The organism is Gibbsiella dentisursi (assembly GCF_039539505.1).
Taxonomy (GTDB): Bacteria; Pseudomonadota; Gammaproteobacteria; order Enterobacterales; family Enterobacteriaceae; genus Gibbsiella; species Gibbsiella quercinecans.
Map to the genome: position 1 here is coordinate 2,262,054 of NZ_BAABDG010000002.1, position 17,236 is coordinate 2,279,289.

General features: G+C 53.4%; 13 protein-coding genes and 2 pseudogenes. 9 read left to right on the forward strand and 6 right to left on the reverse strand.

The genetic code is table 11. The features are described from left to right. Window positions 1-18: 18 nt before the first annotated feature. Window positions 19-1,209, reverse strand: a complete 1,191-nt coding sequence (locus tag ABFX35_RS10665) for a sugar transporter (protein ID WP_279028805.1) — start codon at window positions 1,207-1,209, stop codon at window positions 19-21. A 224-nt stretch (window positions 1,210-1,433) separates the two neighbouring features. Between ABFX35_RS10665 and ABFX35_RS10670 the strand changes: the two genes are divergently transcribed. The 3 genes from ABFX35_RS10670 to ABFX35_RS10680 all read left to right on the forward strand — a co-directional run bounded on the left by ABFX35_RS10670 (window position 1,434) and on the right by ABFX35_RS10680 (window position 5,422). Beyond that, complete coding sequence (locus ABFX35_RS10670; protein ID WP_279028807.1) at window positions 1,434-2,120, forward strand: aspartyl/asparaginyl beta-hydroxylase domain-containing protein; 687 nt, start codon at window positions 1,434-1,436, stop codon at window positions 2,118-2,120. Window positions 2,121-2,247: 127 nt separating this feature from the next. Beyond that, on the forward strand, window positions 2,248-3,597 hold the full coding sequence (locus ABFX35_RS10675) for a cation:proton antiporter (protein ID WP_279028808.1): 1,350 nt from the start codon (window positions 2,248-2,250) through the stop codon (window positions 3,595-3,597). Between the two features lie 484 nt (window positions 3,598-4,081). Further along, window positions 4,082-5,422, forward strand: a complete 1,341-nt coding sequence (locus ABFX35_RS10680; RefSeq protein WP_346080780.1) for an anaerobic C4-dicarboxylate transporter — start codon at window positions 4,082-4,084, stop codon at window positions 5,420-5,422. A gap of 70 nt (window positions 5,423-5,492) precedes the next feature. On the opposite strand, the gene ABFX35_RS10685 is transcribed toward ABFX35_RS10680, so the two are convergent. Both ABFX35_RS10685 and fhuE (ABFX35_RS10690) read right to left on the reverse strand, forming a co-directional pair. Then, entirely contained in the window at window positions 5,493-5,948 is a 456-nt protein-coding gene (locus tag ABFX35_RS10685) for a hypothetical protein (protein WP_346080782.1), read from the reverse strand. Between the two features lie 165 nt (window positions 5,949-6,113). Then, window positions 6,114-8,342, reverse strand: a complete 2,229-nt coding sequence (gene fhuE, locus ABFX35_RS10690) for a ferric-rhodotorulic acid/ferric-coprogen receptor FhuE (protein ID WP_346080784.1) — start codon at window positions 8,340-8,342, stop codon at window positions 6,114-6,116. Window positions 8,343-8,785: 443 nt separating this feature from the next. Between fhuE (ABFX35_RS10690) and ABFX35_RS10695 the strand changes: the two genes are divergently transcribed. From ABFX35_RS10695 to ABFX35_RS10720, 6 genes are all read left to right on the forward strand, one after another. Beyond that, window positions 8,786-9,880 (forward strand): YncE family protein, encoded by a 1,095-nt coding sequence (locus tag ABFX35_RS10695; protein WP_346080786.1) that lies wholly within the window; start codon window positions 8,786-8,788, stop codon window positions 9,878-9,880. Between the two features lie 104 nt (window positions 9,881-9,984). Then, window positions 9,985-12,195, forward strand: coding sequence for a ferric-rhodotorulic acid/ferric-coprogen receptor FhuE (gene fhuE, locus ABFX35_RS10700; protein ID WP_346080788.1), 2,211 nt, complete (start codon window positions 9,985-9,987; stop codon window positions 12,193-12,195). A gap of 399 nt (window positions 12,196-12,594) precedes the next feature. Continuing rightward, window positions 12,595-13,491 carry a DMT family transporter gene (locus ABFX35_RS10705; RefSeq protein WP_346080790.1) on the forward strand — a complete coding sequence of 299 codons (897 nt, stop codon included), beginning with the start codon at window positions 12,595-12,597 and terminating at the stop codon, window positions 13,489-13,491. A gap of 309 nt (window positions 13,492-13,800) precedes the next feature. Further along, window positions 13,801-14,838, forward strand: a complete 1,038-nt coding sequence (ftrA, locus tag ABFX35_RS10710; RefSeq protein ID WP_346080791.1) for a transcriptional regulator FtrA — start codon at window positions 13,801-13,803, stop codon at window positions 14,836-14,838. Window positions 14,839-15,280: 442 nt separating this feature from the next. Then, window positions 15,281-15,634: a type II toxin-antitoxin system RelE/ParE family toxin gene (locus ABFX35_RS10715; RefSeq protein WP_346080793.1), complete on the forward strand. Its 354-nt coding sequence runs from the start codon at window positions 15,281-15,283 to the stop codon at window positions 15,632-15,634. A gap of 4 nt (window positions 15,635-15,638) precedes the next feature. Continuing rightward, window positions 15,639-15,941, forward strand: a complete 303-nt coding sequence (locus ABFX35_RS10720) for a helix-turn-helix domain-containing protein (RefSeq protein WP_346080795.1) — start codon at window positions 15,639-15,641, stop codon at window positions 15,939-15,941. A gap of 1 nt (window position 15,942) precedes the next feature. Here the strand turns inward: ABFX35_RS10720 and ABFX35_RS10725 are convergent. The 3 genes and pseudogenes from ABFX35_RS10725 to ABFX35_RS10735 form a co-directional block, all read right to left on the reverse strand. Then, a pseudogene (locus tag ABFX35_RS10725) lies at window positions 15,943-16,263 on the reverse strand (Arm DNA-binding domain-containing protein); the annotation flags it as partial. After that, window positions 16,226-17,113 (reverse strand): annotated as a pseudogene (locus ABFX35_RS10730) (IS3 family transposase); the annotation flags it as partial. The pseudogenes ABFX35_RS10730 and ABFX35_RS10725, both read right to left, overlap by 38 nt. Window positions 17,114-17,122: 9 nt before the next feature. Next, window positions 17,123-17,236: hypothetical protein (locus tag ABFX35_RS10735; protein ID WP_346080938.1), on the reverse strand; the 114-nt coding region annotated here is incomplete at its 5' end.

Here is a 17,236-nt window from a genome sequence, read left to right on the forward strand (position 1 = left end):
TGATAGCGGGCGGAGTGATTAGACTTGGTTGTGCTGCAACCGTTCACTGCGGTAAAAGTGCAACAGGCACCAGCCCAGCGCAATCAGCGCCAGCGGCGCGCCCACAAAGCCGACGTTCGACATCCCCAGGTGCAGGCTCACCTGGTTCCCCAACAGCGCCCCGCCGCCGATGCCCAGATTGTACAAGCCGGAATAGATAGAGGTCGCCACGTCGGTGGCATCCGGTGCCTGGTTCAGCACCTTGGCCTGCATCGACAAGCCAATCGACATGATGGCAACCCCCCAGACGGCACACAGCATGGTCATGGTGGATTCACTGTAGGAAGCCGGTAACAGCAACAGCAGGCTTATCGCCAGCAACGCAATAGCGCCAATGAAAAAACCGGATGGAAAGCGCTCGCTAAAGCGGCTGAACAACACGCTGCCGATGATGCCGAATGCGCCGAACAGCAACAGCATCAGGGTGGTGAAATTATCAGACAGATGGGCCACATCCTGAATAAACGGCTCAATATAGCTATACGCGGTGAAGTGCGCGGTAATCACCACCACGGTCATCATATACAGGCCAACCAGCTCCGGGCGCTTAAACAGCATCGGGACGCTGGCCAGGGAGCCGGAGTGTTCGCTCTTGAGCACCGGCAGCAGGCGCCACAGCATCAGCAACGCGGCGGTAGCCGCCACTGCGATACCAATGAACGTCATGCGCCACCCCAGCAGTTGCCCGACGATACGCCCCAGCGGCAGGCCAAGCACCATGGCCAGCGCCGTACCGCCCGCCAGCATGCTCAGCGCATGCGCTTTTTTGCCCGCCGGCGCCACACGAATCGCCAGCGAGGCGGTGATAGACCAGAACACCGAGTGCGCCAACGCCACGCCGGCGCGGCTCACGATCAGCGTGGTAAAACTCCACGCCACGGCGGTCAGCACATGGCTGGCGATAAACAAAATAAATACCCCGATCAGCAGCTTGCGCCGTTCAATCTTGCTGGTCAGCAGCATGCAAACCAAAGAGAACGCGGCCACAATCCAGGCGTAGATGGTGATCATCAACCCCACCTGCTCCGTTTGCATATCGAAGCTGCGGGCGATATCACTCAATAAGCCCACCGGGATAAATTCCGTGGTATTGAAAATAAATGCGGATACGGCAAGCACAAGAACGCGCATCCAGGCGGTCGAGCGCGAAACGCGGGATTCTTCTTCCATTTTTAACAAGGTCCAGAGCGGGTGGGTGCAGTCAATGCGGTATTTTAGCCAAGCATGATTACAAATGCGACATTCATCACATTTTTATTACGTGTTTTTATCAACAGCCCCCTATCAAGAAACATTAGCGATAAACGCCACCAGGCCGGAAAACTGCCCTGATTTCAATCACCGACTAGACTTGGTGAAGATATAAGATATTCAATCCACATCTTGGGGCCACCATGTCAATAATTTACGATCGGGCCGTCGCCGGGTTACGCCATCTTTACGACAGCCGCATCAGCAGCCCGCCGGTGCTTAACAGCGCAGAGTTATTCCCTGCCGCACAGCGCTTCACGGAAAACTGGCGGCAGATACGTGAAGAAGCGCTGAATGTGGCGCACAACCTGCAGCACATCCCGCGTTTCCACGAGATTATGCAAGAGCAAGCCTCCATTTCCGCCAACGATGCCCGTGACTGGCGAATGTTCGTGATGCAAGCGTATGGCCAGCCAATCCGCCGCAACCTGGCGCGTTGCCCGCAGTTGGCTGCGCTGATTGCCCGTTCGCCGGACGTGCTTTCCGCCTCTTTATCTTTTCTGGCCCCCGGGAAACAGGTGCCGCCGCATCGCGGCCCATTCAGGGGGATCCTGCGCGGTTATCTGGTGCTCTCGATGCCCAAACGCGCCGACGGCGCTCCCGCCGCAGTGCTTAAAATCGCCGGCCGGGAATATCGCCTGAACGAAGGCGAGTTTTTACTGTGGGACGATACTTTTGAGCATGAAGTCTGGAACGATAGCGACCAGGTGCGCACCGTTTTGCTGCTGGACGTGCGCCGGCGCGATCTGCCCACCGGGCTGCGCCTGCTGTCCAGCGCCATTATCGCCATGGTGAGGCTGAACGTCCGCGTGTTTCAACGTAACTGGTAAAAGCGGCCCATTTTATAATCACAACGGCCAGTCCTGTTTAAAAATCATTCATTTCAAACGGATAGCCTTTCCTCTTCGTTATTTGACGTCATACTTACAGCAACAGACAAACCACAGAGGAGTAAAAATGGAATTTCTTGGCTGGACTGCCGCAACTGGCGGTTTATTACTGTTGATGTCGCTGGCATCGGGTTGGATCAAACGTGGCCCGATCACCGTTTTTGCACTCTACCTGACGGCGGGCATCGTTTGCGGCCCCTGGGTGTTAAACCTGCTGCAAGTGGATATTACGGCCCACGCGGAACTGGCAAAAAATATCACCGAAATCGCCATCGCCGCTTCGCTGTTTATTACCGGCCTCAAGCTCCGGCTGCCGCTGAAAAGCCAGGGCTGGTACATCGGCCTGCGGCTTGCCTTTCCCGGCATGCTGCTGACGGTCGCGGGCGTGGCGCTGGCGGCGCACTACCTTGCCGAACTCTCCTGGCCGCTTTCATTGGCGTTTGGCGCCATCGTTGCGCCAACCGATCCGGTGCTGGCCAGTTTGATTTCGGTTAACGATGCCCGCGACAGCGATAATCTGCGCGTTTCGCTTTCCAGCGAGGCGGGCATGAACGACGGCAGCGCCCTGCCGCTGCTGATGCTGGCGGTAATGATGGTAACCACGCCGGGCGGCCTGTCGCTGGCGGCGTTCGGCCAGTGGGCGCTGGTGGACGTGCTGTGGGCCATTACCGCTGGGGTGGGCATTGGTTTTGCCATGGGCCGCCTGGTTGGCCAGTACGCCACGCACCTGCGCCACACCCATCAGGACGTGGCGCCAAACGATTTCCTGGCGTTGGCGCTGATCGCCCTCAGCTACGCAGCGGCGCAGGCGCTGGATGCTTCAGGCTTTCTGGCGGCCTTTGCCGCCGGCGTTGGCCTGCGCCGGGCCGAGATCCGGGTGGTCAATCTGCAACCCGCCGACCAGTTTTCCGACAGCAACAACCGCCCGCCCGCCGAAGAGCTGGTCAATCCGCATATCCGCCACGAACCGGGTGAAACCAACCCCACCAGCTCCGCCGGTTTAGTGGTGGGCGATGCCCTATCATTCGGTGATACGGTGGAAAGGCTGTTTGCCGCGATGATTATTATCGTGCTTGGCATTACGCTGGCCCACCACTGGGCGCCCATGGGGCTGCTGATGGCGGCGTTGCTGTTTGTGGTTATCCGGCCGCTCTCCGTCTGGATCGCCACCGCCGGCATGAAAGCCCCCGTTGAACAGCGCCTGATCCTGGGATGGCTGGGCATTCGCGGCATCGGCAGCATTAACTATATCGCCTTTGCCTATACCCATGGGCTGGCCGGCAATGAGGTGACGCGCATGGCCGATATGGCCTTTACGCTGATCGTCGCCAGCGTGGTGGTGCATGGCATGTCGGTCACGCCGCTGCTCAGCTGGCGGCAGGCCAAAATAACCGCCAGGGAGCGCGATAAGCACTGATCCGCTGTGGCCCAAACACCTTTGAAATAAAAGGGGCGATTTCCTGCTTACCCCCGCGGGGCTACACCCTGCGGGGAGAATTATTTTAGCCACGGCGGAATATTATCCCAGTAAACTCACGCTGCTGTTTTTATAAAACAGCTCTTATTTAAAACAAAATAGGAACATTACAATAACAAAAAATACATAATGGCACATAAAAATAGCAGAAATAAGCTAAATTAAAAATGGAGGTGAAAAAAGAAGATAAAATCAATAATCAATTTATAGATCATCGTGTTAGCAAATACCCCTATCAATAAAACCGTATCAATATCTATTTTTATTGGGATCTACATCTCCTATCTTACATAAATTATAAAATTTTTTTAATTAATAGAGTTAGATCAAAAAATCAACTTGAATTAGGAACCTATAGTACCCCCTAAAGAAGTAAGTCAATTTTTTAATTAACGTAAGTGTCTCTGTGAGCGATGGGGTTACTATGGACTTTATTATTCAACTGGTCATTGTCCTGATCTGCCTATTTTACGGCGCAAGAAAAGGTGGTATCGCGCTGGGGTTACTGGGCGGCATCGGGCTGGTCATACTGGTTTTCGTGTTTAAACTCGAACCGGGGAAACCGCCTATCGATGTGATGCTGGTCATCATTTCCGTTGTGGCGGCGTCGGCGACGCTGCAAGCTTCGGGCGGCCTTGATGTGATGCTGCAAATGGCGGAAAAACTGCTGCGGCGCAATCCTAAGTATGTCTCGATCATCGCACCATTCGTCACCTGTATCCTGACCATTCTCTGCGGCACCGGCCACGTGGTGTATACCATTTTGCCGATTATCTACGATGTGGCGATTAAAAATAATATCCGCCCCGAACGGCCCATGGCGGCCAGTTCGATCGGCGCGCAAATGGGCATCATCGCCAGCCCGGTTTCCGTTGCGGTGGTATCGCTGGTGGCGATGCTGGCCAACTTCACCTTTCACGGTAAACACCTGGAATTTCTCGATCTGCTGGCGATCACCATCCCCTCCACCCTGCTCGGGATCCTGGCGATTGGGATTTTCAGTTGGTTCCGCGGCAAAGATTTAGACAAAGATCCGGAGTTTCAGAAATTCATTTCCGTGCCGGAAAACCGGGAATATGTTTACGGCGATACCGCCACGCTGCTGGACAAAAAGCTGCCGCGCAGCAACTGGGTCGCGATGTGGATTTTTCTCGCAACTATCGCCGCCGTTGCGCTGCTGGGGGCGGTGACAGAACTGCGGCCGACGTTTAACGGCAAGCCGCTGTCGATGGTCCTGGTGATCCAGATGTTTATGCTGGTTTCCGGGGCGCTGATCATCATCACCACCAAAACCAACCCGGCTTCCATATCCAAAAACGAGGTGTTCCGCTCCGGGATGATTGCGATTGTGGCGGTGTACGGCATTGCCTGGATGGCGGAAACCATGTTCGGCGCCCATCTGGAACAGATTAAAGCCACCCTCGGGACGCTGGTGAAAGAGTACCCCTGGGCGTATGCGCTGATCCTGCTGCTGGTGTCCAAGTTTGTTAACTCGCAGGCTGCGGCGCTGGCGGCCATTGTACCGGTGGCATTGGCGATCGGCGTTGATCCGGCCTATATCGTGGCCTCTGCGCCGGCCTGTTACGGCTATTATATTCTGCCCACCTACCCAAGCGATCTGGCCGCCATCCAGTTCGACCGCTCCGGGACAACGCACATCGGCCGCTTTGTGATTAACCACAGCTTTATTCTTCCCGGCCTGATTGGTGTGACAACCTCCTGTATTTTTGGCTGGGTGTTTGCCGCCATGTATGGCTACTACTGATTGTTAGCCCACGCGCTGGCGCTCTTGGTGCAGGTTGTTCAGAATGCACTAGGGCGCCGCGAGGATGAGGTTAAAGGCGCAAAATCGTTGGTTCGATAATCTCTACATCCGGGTTGGCGGCCTTCACCGCCGCCAAAAAGCCTAAAAAGTCATTATTAAATAAAGTTATGTTATGCCTGAAACGGAACTCTTTTGCACCACCATAGCAAGCATACCGCACAGCCCAGACGCGCCGGTTATTAATCTTCACCTCCGTCGGGCTGATTTTAACAATATCTGATAGCGGCACCTTGTAAACTTCGCTCCCTTTAATTTGATAAATATACGCTAAATCATAAAAATAGTTATCCGTTTTAATCCCCAGCATCCTTCTAAAAAAAGACCTTTCAGAGATACGTTTTGTTTCGCCCGGTTTGAAATTAATATTATTTTTAGCCGAGGACTGATGAGAAGATAACCTGGAAGAGATAAGCATGATGATAGCGAATAAAAACAGGATAATTATAATATTCAGGATGATATTCATTCGCAACCCTTTGAAAATGGACGGCAAGATATAACATTAGTCTTTGTTGTGGTCAACACGTACGGCGTGGTATGAGGAAAGAATAAAGACAGGTAATCCACTGCACTGCGCCAATATATCATCAAGCGACCGCGCCCTGTTCATCCAGGGCGCGGTGGGTATAGATCAGAATTGATATGACAAGCTAACCGAGAAATTACGCGGCTCGCCATAAACATAGTTATTCATGTAGGTGTAATAGCTGCGATCGAACAGATTATTGACGTTTGCCTGTACCGCCACCTGTTTGGTGGCCTGGTAACGCGCGAACAGATTAGCCAGTGGGTAGCTGCCCTGATAAACGCGCTGGGTGCTGCCATCCGGGGCGCTAATATCCTCAAATACCCGGTTCTGCCAGTTGATGCCGCCGCCAATAACCAGATCCGGCAAGCTGGGGACCTGATAACGCGTAAACAGTTTGAAGTCGGTTTGCGGCTGGTCCGGATTATAGCGGCCGTCTTTATCGCGTGCGACATAACGCGTCGCGCCGAACGTCAACTGCAGATTGTCGGTGAGTGCGCCATTCAGTTCAAATTCCGCCCCTTTGCTCCGTGCGCCCTTGGTGGCGTAATAAGCCTGCTCGCTGCTGTTATTAACATACACCCCATTTTCTTCGGTACCGACGTTGTCCTGCTCAATACGGAACACCGCAACGGTGGCGGTCAGGCGGCCATCAAACCAGGCGGCTTTCAGCCCTGTCTCATAACTTTTACCGGTAACCGGCGACAGATAGTGGCCGGAAGCGTCGCGATAGGTTTGCGGCTGGAAGATCGAGGTATAGCTGGCATAGGCCGACCAGATATCGTTAATGTCGTACACCAGGCCCGCGTACGGCGTGATATTATTTTTTTCCATATCGCCACTGCTGCCGTTGGTGCTCCATTGGGTATAACGCGCGCCGACAATCAGTGACAGCGGATCGGCCAACGAGAAGCGTGCGGCGGTATAAGCGGATTTCTGGCGAATCACATCATCCTCGTTCAAATACCACCCCTGCCATTGCGGCTCGGCAATATCGCCATTCCAGCTGTTGTTAAACGCGCCCATATCGCTGGCGGCGATATTGTAGTTGTCGAGATCGGTAATGCCGTCCTGGCTGTAGGTCGCGTTATGCTGGCGATTGTAGCTGATCCCGGCCATCAACTGATGGTGGCGCCCCAGCAGTTGGAACGGGCCGCTGGCATAGCTATCGACCGAGGTAAGTTCACGCTTGCCGCGATCCATACTGCCCCAGCCAGTAGCGCCCTCGCCGGTGCTTTCATCCGGATAGGCCGAGTAAGCGACATACAGCAGTTTGTCGCTAAAGGTATTTTCCGCGTGGGTGCCGTTGACGTGGAAGCTCCAGCCATTATCAAAATTATGCACCAGATCGGCATACACTTTGCGCGCGTTGGTGTGGAAATTGGCCCAGTCAGCGGCGGCGTTCAGGCTGCGGTTGTAGTGTGTCAGTGAACCATTGCTGTAAAACACCGGCAGGCCGCCCCAGGTGGGGTTACCGGTGTCGGCATCTTCATAGTCGTAACCCAGTGATAAGGTTGTGCGTGCGGTGATATCCGCATCCACCACGCCGTAGAGGAATTTTTTGGTTTTATGGTAGCGATCCAGCCAACTGTCCTGATCCTGATAACCGCTCACCACACGGCCGCGTACCGAGCCGTCTTGATTCAACGGCCCAGAAACATCAGCAACGTAACGCTGATTATTCCAACTGCCATAGCTGGCGCTGACGGTGCCGGTGAATTCTTTGCTGTCCGCATGCTTGCGCACCATATTCACTGACGCTGATGGGCTACCTGCGCCGGTCATCAGGCCGGTGGCGCCACGCACCACTTCGATACGATCATAAATCGCCGTGTCTGACGCGGCATCCCCATAGTTCCACGCATCGCCGACCGACGTAGGAATGCCGTCAAAGGTAAAGTTAGTGATTTTGAAACCGCGGGAATAATATTCGGAACGTTCGCTGTCGATCAGGTTGCTGGTGATACCAGTGGTGTTATTCAACACATCAGTAACGGTTTGCAGTTGCTGATCCTGCATGCGCTGCTGGGTTATTACGCTGACTGACTGCGGCACGTCACGGGGCGTCAGCAGCAGTTTGGTACCGGCACGCGTGGTTGTTACCTGATAGTCCTGTTTCTTGCCTGTCGCCACGTCGCTGGCGGCGGCGGTGGCATCCACCACCATATCCTGTTGACTATTGCTGGCCGCCGTCTGGCTAGCGGTTTCACTTGCTTGCGCCAGCATCGGGCTGAGGAAGGCGTGTACCAGCATGGCCAATGACGACACCGTGAATGTTTTACCAATACCATAAGCGCATGCTGCAGCGCGAGTTCCCCTGCGATTCAAAGGCATAATATTTCCCGTGAAATTAAGCGTGAGCGGCTTTGTATCGCTTCTGTTGTGATGGAATTACGACACCGAAATAGCGGGAGAAAATATGCCGTTCAGGCGCGCATAAAATAGAGAAGCGCATAAATTTGTAAGGATAATGATAATCATTTGCAAGAATAATCCTAAAGAGGTTTTCTTTAAATGTGTAAGTTTATGTAAAGTGCATAATGCTCAACGAGTTATGCTGAATATTAACCCGGTAATTACTGTAGTTTTCATTTTTTTAGCCCGCCATTAAGCATGAACGTGGCGAAGAATTTTGCTTTTTCTGCTGCGGCAGATACCGCTTTGCGCGGCGTCGATTTGCTTAGTTTTCGTTAATGCGTATTATTCTCATTCTTTCCCTAACCTTTCCATATGGCTATAGCCTGACGGAAAGCGTTCGTCCATTAATGGAGTTCTGAATGAAAGCGTTTTTTAGTTCGCGTAGAGGCGTGGTGGCAGCAGCAGTTATTGCCGCGTTGAGTCTGACAGCTTGCCAGGCACCGGCCAAAAAAGCGGAAACGCCAGTGGCGGCAGCCGCGGCGAAACCAGTTGATCAGGCCGTAACACAGCGTGTATTAGGCGACGGGCTGTATGAACTGGCGTATTCGCCGGCGGCCAACGCCTTGTATGTTGCCAGTGCGCAGAGCTTTAAAGACGTGAACGGCGGTATGCTTTATCGCCTCGATCCGGTGACCCTTGCGACCAAAGGCGAAACCCATACCGATCTGAAAAACTTCGGCATGGCGATTGATGGCGAAGGCAACATTTTCTATACCACCAATTCGCTGGACGGTAGCGTATCCAAAGTGGATGCCAAGAGCGGCAAAGTGTTGCAACGCCTGGCATTGGGCGGCGGTAAAGATAAAGACGGCGATGCGGTTGGCGCACGTGAGATGCTGCTGCACGATAACGAGTTGTATGTCGGCCGCGTGGCCGATCCTGGCTTCATTACCGTTATCGACACCAAAACCTTTCGCGTAAAAACCACCATCAAAAATGCCGGGAAATGGGTGACGGGCATGATTTATTCGCCGCAGACCGGGCGTATTTACGCCGCCAACGGCGGGGGCGAGGTTCTGGTGATCAATCCACGCAGCCATAAAATTGAGCAGCGCTGGAAGCCGGATGATGGCAAAGCGTATCTGTTCCTGAATATGGCGGAAGATCCGGCCACCGGCCGCCTGTTCGTGACCGATGATTCCAAAGGCAAAACTACGCTGGTGTTTGATATACACACCGGCAAAGTTATCAAACGTATCGACGGCGACGCATTGGGCATTAAGTTCAATGCCAAACGCAATGAGATCTACCTCAGCCAGCGTGAATCGAAGAAAGTGCTGCAACTGGATGCCACCAGCTACGCGGTGAAAAAGAGCTGGGCGTTCGACACCAGCCCGAACAGCCTGCTGGTTTCAGCCGACGGTGAAACGCTGTATGTTTCGCTGAAACAGGCGTTTAACGAAGACAGTTCAACGAAAGGCCCGGATAGCGTGGCGCGCATTGCGCTGAAGTAGGTCCATCAGCGAAGGCCTGCGGGCCTTCCCTACGTGAAGCAGATTTGCTCATGTGAACGCTTTCCCGTCAGCTCGCTAAATAATACTATTTTTTGAGGGTGATCATGTCCCGTTCCCCATGCCACAACGGTGTCAATCGCGTTGTTGATAACGCCTGCGCCAATTCTTTTTTGCCAAAACTTTCGCTATTGACGATGGTTATTGCCACTGCGCTGCATATGCCTTATGTCTTAGCCGCTGACACAACCAACAAAGAGGAAACGCTGGAAGTCACGGCGGCCGCTGGTAACGCAGGGAACACGCAGGATACGGACTATAACGTGCCGGTGACCCGCGCCGCGACTAAAATGGCGTTGACCGCACGCGATATTCCCCAGTCTGTCAGCGTGATCAGCAAGCAGCGCATGCAAGATCAAAAGCTGGAAACCCTGAATGACGTATTAAAAAATACCACCGGCATTAGCGAGTTTAATTCTGGCGCAAACCGCAGCAATTTTTATTCGCGCGGATTTATGATTGATAACTATCAGATTGACGGCGTGCCGGTCCTGATTGATCCCGACTGGAATATCGGCGACACGCTGTCCGATACGGCGATTTATGACCGGATTGAAGTCGTCCGTGGCGCGACGGGCCTGATGACCGGGGCCGGCAGCCCTGCAGCGTCTATCAATATGGTACGTAAACATGCAGACAGCAAAACTTTTGAGGGCAATGTCTCTGCGAGCTACGGTAGCTGGGATAATCAACGTTATGTTGCCGATCTTTCCGCGCCACTGACCGAGTCAGGTAATGTGCGTGGACGGGTTGTGGCGGGTTATCAGGACGGTGACAGTTGGCTGAACAATTACCACACCCAGAAGAAATTCCTTTATGGTGTCGTCGATGCCGATCTGACAGACTCAACGACCCTTTCCGTCGGTTACGATTATCAAGAAACGCATATCGCGGGAGCGACCTGGGGCGGCTTGCCCACCTTCTATCTTGACGGCAGCAAAACCCACTATGACCGCAGCACCAACCTTTCGCCTGACTGGGCCTACAACAACAGCGACGCTAAAAAAGTCTTTGCCAGCCTGAAGCAGACGTTTAGTAACGGCTGGGCGTTCAACCTGAGCGGTACGCACTCTGAAGCGACGATGGACAGTAAGCTGCTCTATATCGACGGCTATTTTGATAAGACCACGGGTATCGGTATCGGCCCCTATGCGGGATACGATTTGTTAGGCGGCACGGGCTACAACACGGCGAAACGTAAAGAAAACGCGGTAGACGCTTATGCCAGCGGCCCTTACACGCTTTTTGGTCGTCAGCATGAGCTAATGGCCGGCGTGACCTATATCCGCCAGAACGATCGTTACATCGGCACATCGACCAGCTTTACCTCGGCAGACGTCGGTGATTTCAATAACTGGGGCAATTATCCGCAGCCTGACTGGGCCGACCAAACGCTGGCGCAGGATAATACCATCCACCAGAAATCCGCCTATTTAGCGACACGCATCTCGCTGGCCGATCCTCTGCATCTTATTCTTGGCGCCCGTTATACGAAGTACAACGCCGCTACGCTGACGCAGAATATGGAGAAGAACAATATCACGCCCTACGCGGGCCTGGTCTATGACATTAACGACACCTATTCTGCTTACGCCAGCTACACGTCAATTTTTAAACCACAGACCTATCGCAATGCGCAAGGCGCTTATCTGGCCCCCGTCACCGGTAAAAGCTATGAAACCGGGATAAAAGGTGACTGGATGGACAGCCGCGTTACGGCGTCATTAGCCGTATTCCGCATTGAGCAGGACCATCTTGGCGCCACGGATTACGCGCTGGTGCCGGGCAGCACTGATTACGCCTATTACGAGCAGAATGGCACGGTCAGTAAGGGGATTGAGTTCGAAATCAACGGGGCAGTGACAGACAATCTGCAGATGACGTTCGGCGCGACACGCTACGTTGCGAAAGACGGCGAAGGCGCAGCGTTAAATCCAACCCAGCCGCGAACCTCGTTAAAACTGTTTACCCGCTACCGCCTGCCGATGCTGCCGGATCTGACCGTTGGCGGCGGTGTTAACTGGCAGACGCATACCTGGGATAACGTTGCCGGGCCGGGCGGTGCATCCACACTCTATGCAGAGCAAGGCAGCTATGCCCTGGTTGATCTTTTTGGCCGCTATCGCGTCACTAAGCAGCTTTCAATCCAGGCGAATCTGAACAATTTGTTCGACAAGACGTATAACATCGATGTCGGCAGAAACACGGTATATGGTGAACCCCGTAACGTTTCCGTCACGGCGAATTACAGCTTCTGAGGCGGTTAAGCGCGCCCTGACATGATGGCGTCTTCAGGCGGTGTAGGATGAAAAAACGCTCAGGTTCAGGCTATTTCTTCGCCACGGAGCGCCCAACGCTAGAGCGAGAGAATAATTCGCACCAGGCAAGATAGACAAAAGCCCGCTTAAGGAAACTTAAGCGGGCTTTCTAAATATGGTTCCGCTGACTACTGGGAACACCTTTGCCAATAACGAGATGATAAACAAACCAAAGGGCTGTTTAAGATTTTGTGTAAAAGCCTTACCTCAGAAAATTGGCGTAATCTTTACGATCAATGGCATTGATGCCACTTCCCGTCATTTTTAAACCGCTTGATAATCCAAGAAAACCTATGATGCCCGCCGATACGGCAAAGTATCCGGATTATTGGAATTTATATGTCAAATAAATATAAAGTAGCGGGAGCCAGCACACTCCTCGTCTTGGTCTATGTGCTGCAGTTTCTAACGGCGCGAGCCAGTCTTCAGGGGAACATAACTCCGTCTGGCCTGACGATCCTGCGCTTCTACACGGCGGGAGCCCTTTTTTTGCCCTATATCTGCACGGCGGAAGCACGTACGCAAGTCTCCCAACTCGGCCTGGGCAAGATTATCACCCTTTCCATCCTCGCCGGTTTCCCCTACCTGATGGTTATCAACACGGGGATATCGCTGACCTCTGCCGGTTATGTGGCCGCCGTTGGTCCCGGGTCGATCGTCCTGTTTTCGTTCCTGCTGCCGATGCTCCTGCTAAAGGCCCAACCAGATCGCGCATCGATCTTCAGCACCGGCTTTATTACCTTAGGGATCCTTCTATTTATCTACAACACGTTCTTGTCCAAAGGTCTTTCCCCTGTGGGGACAGCACTCTTCGTCCTCCAAGGTCTGATGTTTTCGCTGTACGGCGTGCTTATTAAGCGTTGGCAGGTTAGCCCGATTCTTGGAACCGCAGTTATCTCGCTGGTTTCCTGCTTTCCAGCCTTCATCGCCCATGCGGTGATGCCAACCGGCTTCTCAGCCTCCACGATGACGGAACTGCTCTTCCAAGCCTTCGCCCAAGGCGTTCTTGCTGGAGCGCTCGCCATATTTCTTTACACCTACATCGTGCACAAAACCGGGCCTCAGCGGGCCTCCCTGGTGATGCCAAGCGTACCCATTATCACAACAGTGGCTGGCTGCCTACTGCTCAACGAATCACTAAATGCAGTTCAGGTCATCGGCTTGATCTCGATGGCCCTGGGCATGGCCCTGCCCGGTTTAGCAGCACTCCGACATAAAGCTGTTACTTCCGCCTAGCCATGAATCGAAGGTCATAGATAAGAAGCTATCAATTGGTTTCGGACCCGCTTGACAATCGGTGGTATGACCCCTTCCTGCCGGGGATGGTGCGCAGCGTCGGCAACCGGGAATTCGAAGAGGAGTGGAAGCCTGTCGATCAATGGGGGCGCCTGGATTGTTCCGCAGTTTGCACCGACCGACTGGAAAAGGCTTAAGCATCCTGGTCGCCGCTTCTTCGCAGGCTGGCGGCCATCGTTACCTCTTGCAATCGTAAATCACTCATCTACGATCAGATAGTGGTCGTCGTTTGCAGGGGAAAACGCCAGTATGGATGCAGTAAGCAGAAAGGGCTCGGGCCCTAACGTTGTCTGTTTGATCTCGGATGAGTTGCTCGCTTTCGAATTCGGAATTGCCTACGAGGTTTTCGGGCTGCCTCGCCCCGAAAGTTGGGATGATTGGTACCGATTCGGTTGCGCAGCCGTACGGCCGGGAAGAATCAGGTCCAGCGGGGGCCTCCCTGTCTACATTGAACAGGGGCTGGAGGCGCTGAAAGAGGCCGACTTAATCGTCATCCCGGGCTGGCCGGATATCGATTCCCCTATAGAGCAGTGCGTAGTTGAAGCGGTCCGCCAGGCTCACCGACATGGTGCCCGCGTCGCGTCGCTTTGTTCTGGCGTTGTCGTGCTGGCCGAGGCGGGCCTGCTGGACAGCGGCAAAGCGACCACGCATTGGCGCTTTATAGACCGTATTGCGTCGCGTTTTCCACGGGTCGACTTCGATCCGGATGTGCTGTACGTGGACCGCGGAACAATCCTCACGGCGGCGGGCAGCGCTGCCGGCATGGATTTGTGCATTCACATCGTCCGGCAGGATTTTGGCGTAGAGAAGGCTAACATTGTTGCACGTGGTCTGATTATGCCCCCGCACCGCGAGGGAGGACAGTCACAGTTCATTCCCCAGCCGGTCCCCAGAGCCTATGAAGCGACACGTATTGGCGCCGTTGTGGAGCACATGAGGCAAAATCTGGGCGACAGTCACCCTGTCAAGGACCTGGCCAAACTTGCGGGGATGAGCCTGCGTACATTTCAACGCAGGTTTGAGGCATTAACGGGGCTTCCCCCCAGCACCTGGTTGATGCGCGAGCGGCTGCGGGTGGCCTGCGAACTACTAGAATGCACGACTGTGCACGGGCTCGAGGAGATAGCGTTACTAAGCGGCTTCGGTAGTCTGCCGACAATGCGTCATCATTTCAGGAAGATGCTCAAAACAAGCCCGAGGAGCTACCGACAAGTTTACCAAGGGGCCTCATCCTTCCAAGCCCCTTCCAGCCGGGGCGCTTTCGATACATGGCTCAGTCCCGAATGATCCACGCCGGTTCGCGCCTTGAAGTACCGCTGCTCGCTGTGGCATGAGAAGCATCAACAGGTCAGGGATGGCGCCGCTAGACACCGAATTATCAGGCTACGTAATTTACCGAAATGAGCTTAATATCCCTCCAGCACAAAATGCTTCATGACCTGAAATAAGCGCCTGATGTATCAGGACGGTCGCCTTTTACCGGCATCAACCTTTGAAAATGCCGGACCGCATTACGGTTAAGGTCATTCTCTACCCCGCTTCACCTTCCTGCTTTTTATGCGGCCTGAGCCGAAAAGCGACGACGAATTTGCACAGCATGTAATGAATGGCCGGAATACACCTTTAGTTTCTCGGTAAAGAGGAATGCATTTCGCCAGGGGCAACTTCAGACTCTTTATTATCGCTTTGCACCTATATAGTCTGCAAGCTATATTAATAAGGAGATCCCGTGTGGACGATTAAAACAACGGATACGTTTGATCACTGGTTTGCCTCGCTCAATGAGACCGATCGTGCCAGCGTGCTGGCGGCGCTTATCGTTCTGCGGCAAAAAGGGCTAGGTTTGCCCAGACCATATGCCGATACGATTAAAGGTTCTCGTTACAGCAACATGAAGGAACTACGCGTTCAGAGCCGGGGCGATCCGATACGGGTGTTTTTCGCTTTCGATCCTTACCGCACCGGCATTCTGCTTTGCGGCGGTAACAAGATCGGCAATGAAAAACGTTTTTATGACCAGATGATCCCGGTTGCTGATCGGGAATTCACGAATTATTTGAAGACATTAGATGATAAGGAGTAACGCGATGGGCAGAACGCTCGAACAGCTTCTTGCGGATGAAAAACCGGAAGTCGTGGCCAACGCGCAAGCGATGGCGGCGGACATCCTGCTCAACATCCACCTTGCCGAACTGCGTGAGGTAGTGCAAAAAACGCAGGTGGAAATGGCACAGGCTCTGGGCATCAGGCAGCCTACCGTTGCCGGTATGGAAAAACCGGGGCGCGACCTGAAACTGTCCACACTTAAACGTTACGTTGAGGCGGCGGGCGGTAAGCTGCACCTTGATGTAGAACTGCCTGACGGTTCTCATTACAGATTTGCTCTGTAAATACCGGCGCTCTATTCCGGAGGGGGATCAGACGATCCGGGGATGACCCGCGCAGGCGGTCGGCATGGTTCTCCGACCATGTTTTGTCACTTTTATGCCAGCTCAGTGCCACCGTCATGAAACTCTTTTCTGGTGAACGAGCCGCTTTTTCAGCAGCACGCTATTGCCGGGCATCGGCCAGCGACACATCGGGATAAGCGCCTAGCTCTTTGCCATCGATACGATATTTGAGATACCACAGACGTGAACCGCGGGTATTGACCAAAGTGTAGTGGATCACAAAATCAAGACACCGGAATAACCTGTTTCCATTTTTCTTCATGTAAGCAAGGCGATAAACCACCATTGTTCGTATGAGGGCGGTATGCGTTGTAATAACCATTTATCCACTGGTTTATATCGCGTACCGCATGGCTAAAATCACCCTACCCGCCTTTTGGAAGCCATTCACTTTTAAGGCTACGAAAGACTCTTTCCATCGGCGAGTTATCCAGGCAATTCCCCCGGCGACTCATACTTTGCATTACCCCATAATGCCAGAGTAACTTTCTGTATTTATTGCTTTTATATTGAACCCCTTGATCTGAATGAAACAGCAGACGACCATCACGCGGTCGTGTTTCCAGAGCATTACACAACGCCCTGCACACCCAGTCAGCATCAGCGGTTAATGAGAGGGCTGAACCGATAATCCGGCGTGAATATAAATCAACGACAAGCGCGAGATAGCACCATTTATCCTGCAGGCGAATAAAACTGATGTCGCCGCACCAGACGCGATTGGGTGCGGCAGGGTTAAACTGCCGATTCAATAAGTTTGGCAGTGGCGGACTGTTGTCTTCGTTTACCCGATAGCGATGTTTAGCCGGCTGGCGACTTGTCAGTCCGCAGTCCTTCATCAGTCGTCGCGCCAGCCACCGGCCTGCATCAACGCCACTCTGGCGCAGCATCTGGCTGATTGCCCGACTCCCCGCAGCGCCACGACTGAGAGCATGAAATGCTCTCACCCGACTTCGTAATTCAATTCGTTGCACATTAACAGGACGTTTCATCTGCGCGTAATAAACTCTGCGGTGAACACCGAATAAATGACAAAGAACCAACACAGGCCACTTTGCTTTCAGCCGTGTGATTAGCACAATAGCTTTCCGGGGACTTCGCTCATCAGCACGGCTGTAGATTCAATCTGTCAACGCAACACCCCTTTCAATTATCTCTTTCGGTGTTTTGAACTTCAGTGTCTTTCTTGGTCTGTTGTTTAGCTGAGCTGCAACCTGATCCAGCTCATGTTGAGT

Excerpts from the sequence above, each read along its gene's own strand:
- fhuE (WP_346080788.1), top strand. The coding sequence starts at position 9,985 with ATGTCCCGTTCCCCATGCCACAACGGTGTCAATCGCGTTGTTGATAAC.
- fhuE (WP_346080784.1), bottom strand. The coding sequence starts at position 8,342 with ATGCCTTTGAATCGCAGGGGAACTCGCGCTGCAGCATGCGCTTATGGT.
- ABFX35_RS10680 (WP_346080780.1), top strand. The coding sequence starts at position 4,082 with ATGGACTTTATTATTCAACTGGTCATTGTCCTGATCTGCCTATTTTAC.
- ABFX35_RS10685 (WP_346080782.1), bottom strand. The coding sequence starts at position 5,948 with ATGAATATCATCCTGAATATTATAATTATCCTGTTTTTATTCGCTATC.
- ABFX35_RS10670 (WP_279028807.1), top strand. The coding sequence starts at position 1,434 with ATGTCAATAATTTACGATCGGGCCGTCGCCGGGTTACGCCATCTTTAC.
- ftrA (WP_346080791.1), top strand. The coding sequence starts at position 13,801 with ATGGATGCAGTAAGCAGAAAGGGCTCGGGCCCTAACGTTGTCTGTTTG.
- ABFX35_RS10695 (WP_346080786.1), top strand. The coding sequence starts at position 8,786 with ATGAAAGCGTTTTTTAGTTCGCGTAGAGGCGTGGTGGCAGCAGCAGTT.
- ABFX35_RS10675 (WP_279028808.1), top strand. The coding sequence starts at position 2,248 with ATGGAATTTCTTGGCTGGACTGCCGCAACTGGCGGTTTATTACTGTTG.
- ABFX35_RS10720 (WP_346080795.1), top strand. The coding sequence starts at position 15,639 with ATGGGCAGAACGCTCGAACAGCTTCTTGCGGATGAAAAACCGGAAGTC.
- ABFX35_RS10705 (WP_346080790.1), top strand. The coding sequence starts at position 12,595 with ATGTCAAATAAATATAAAGTAGCGGGAGCCAGCACACTCCTCGTCTTG.
- ABFX35_RS10665 (WP_279028805.1), bottom strand. The coding sequence starts at position 1,209 with ATGGAAGAAGAATCCCGCGTTTCGCGCTCGACCGCCTGGATGCGCGTT.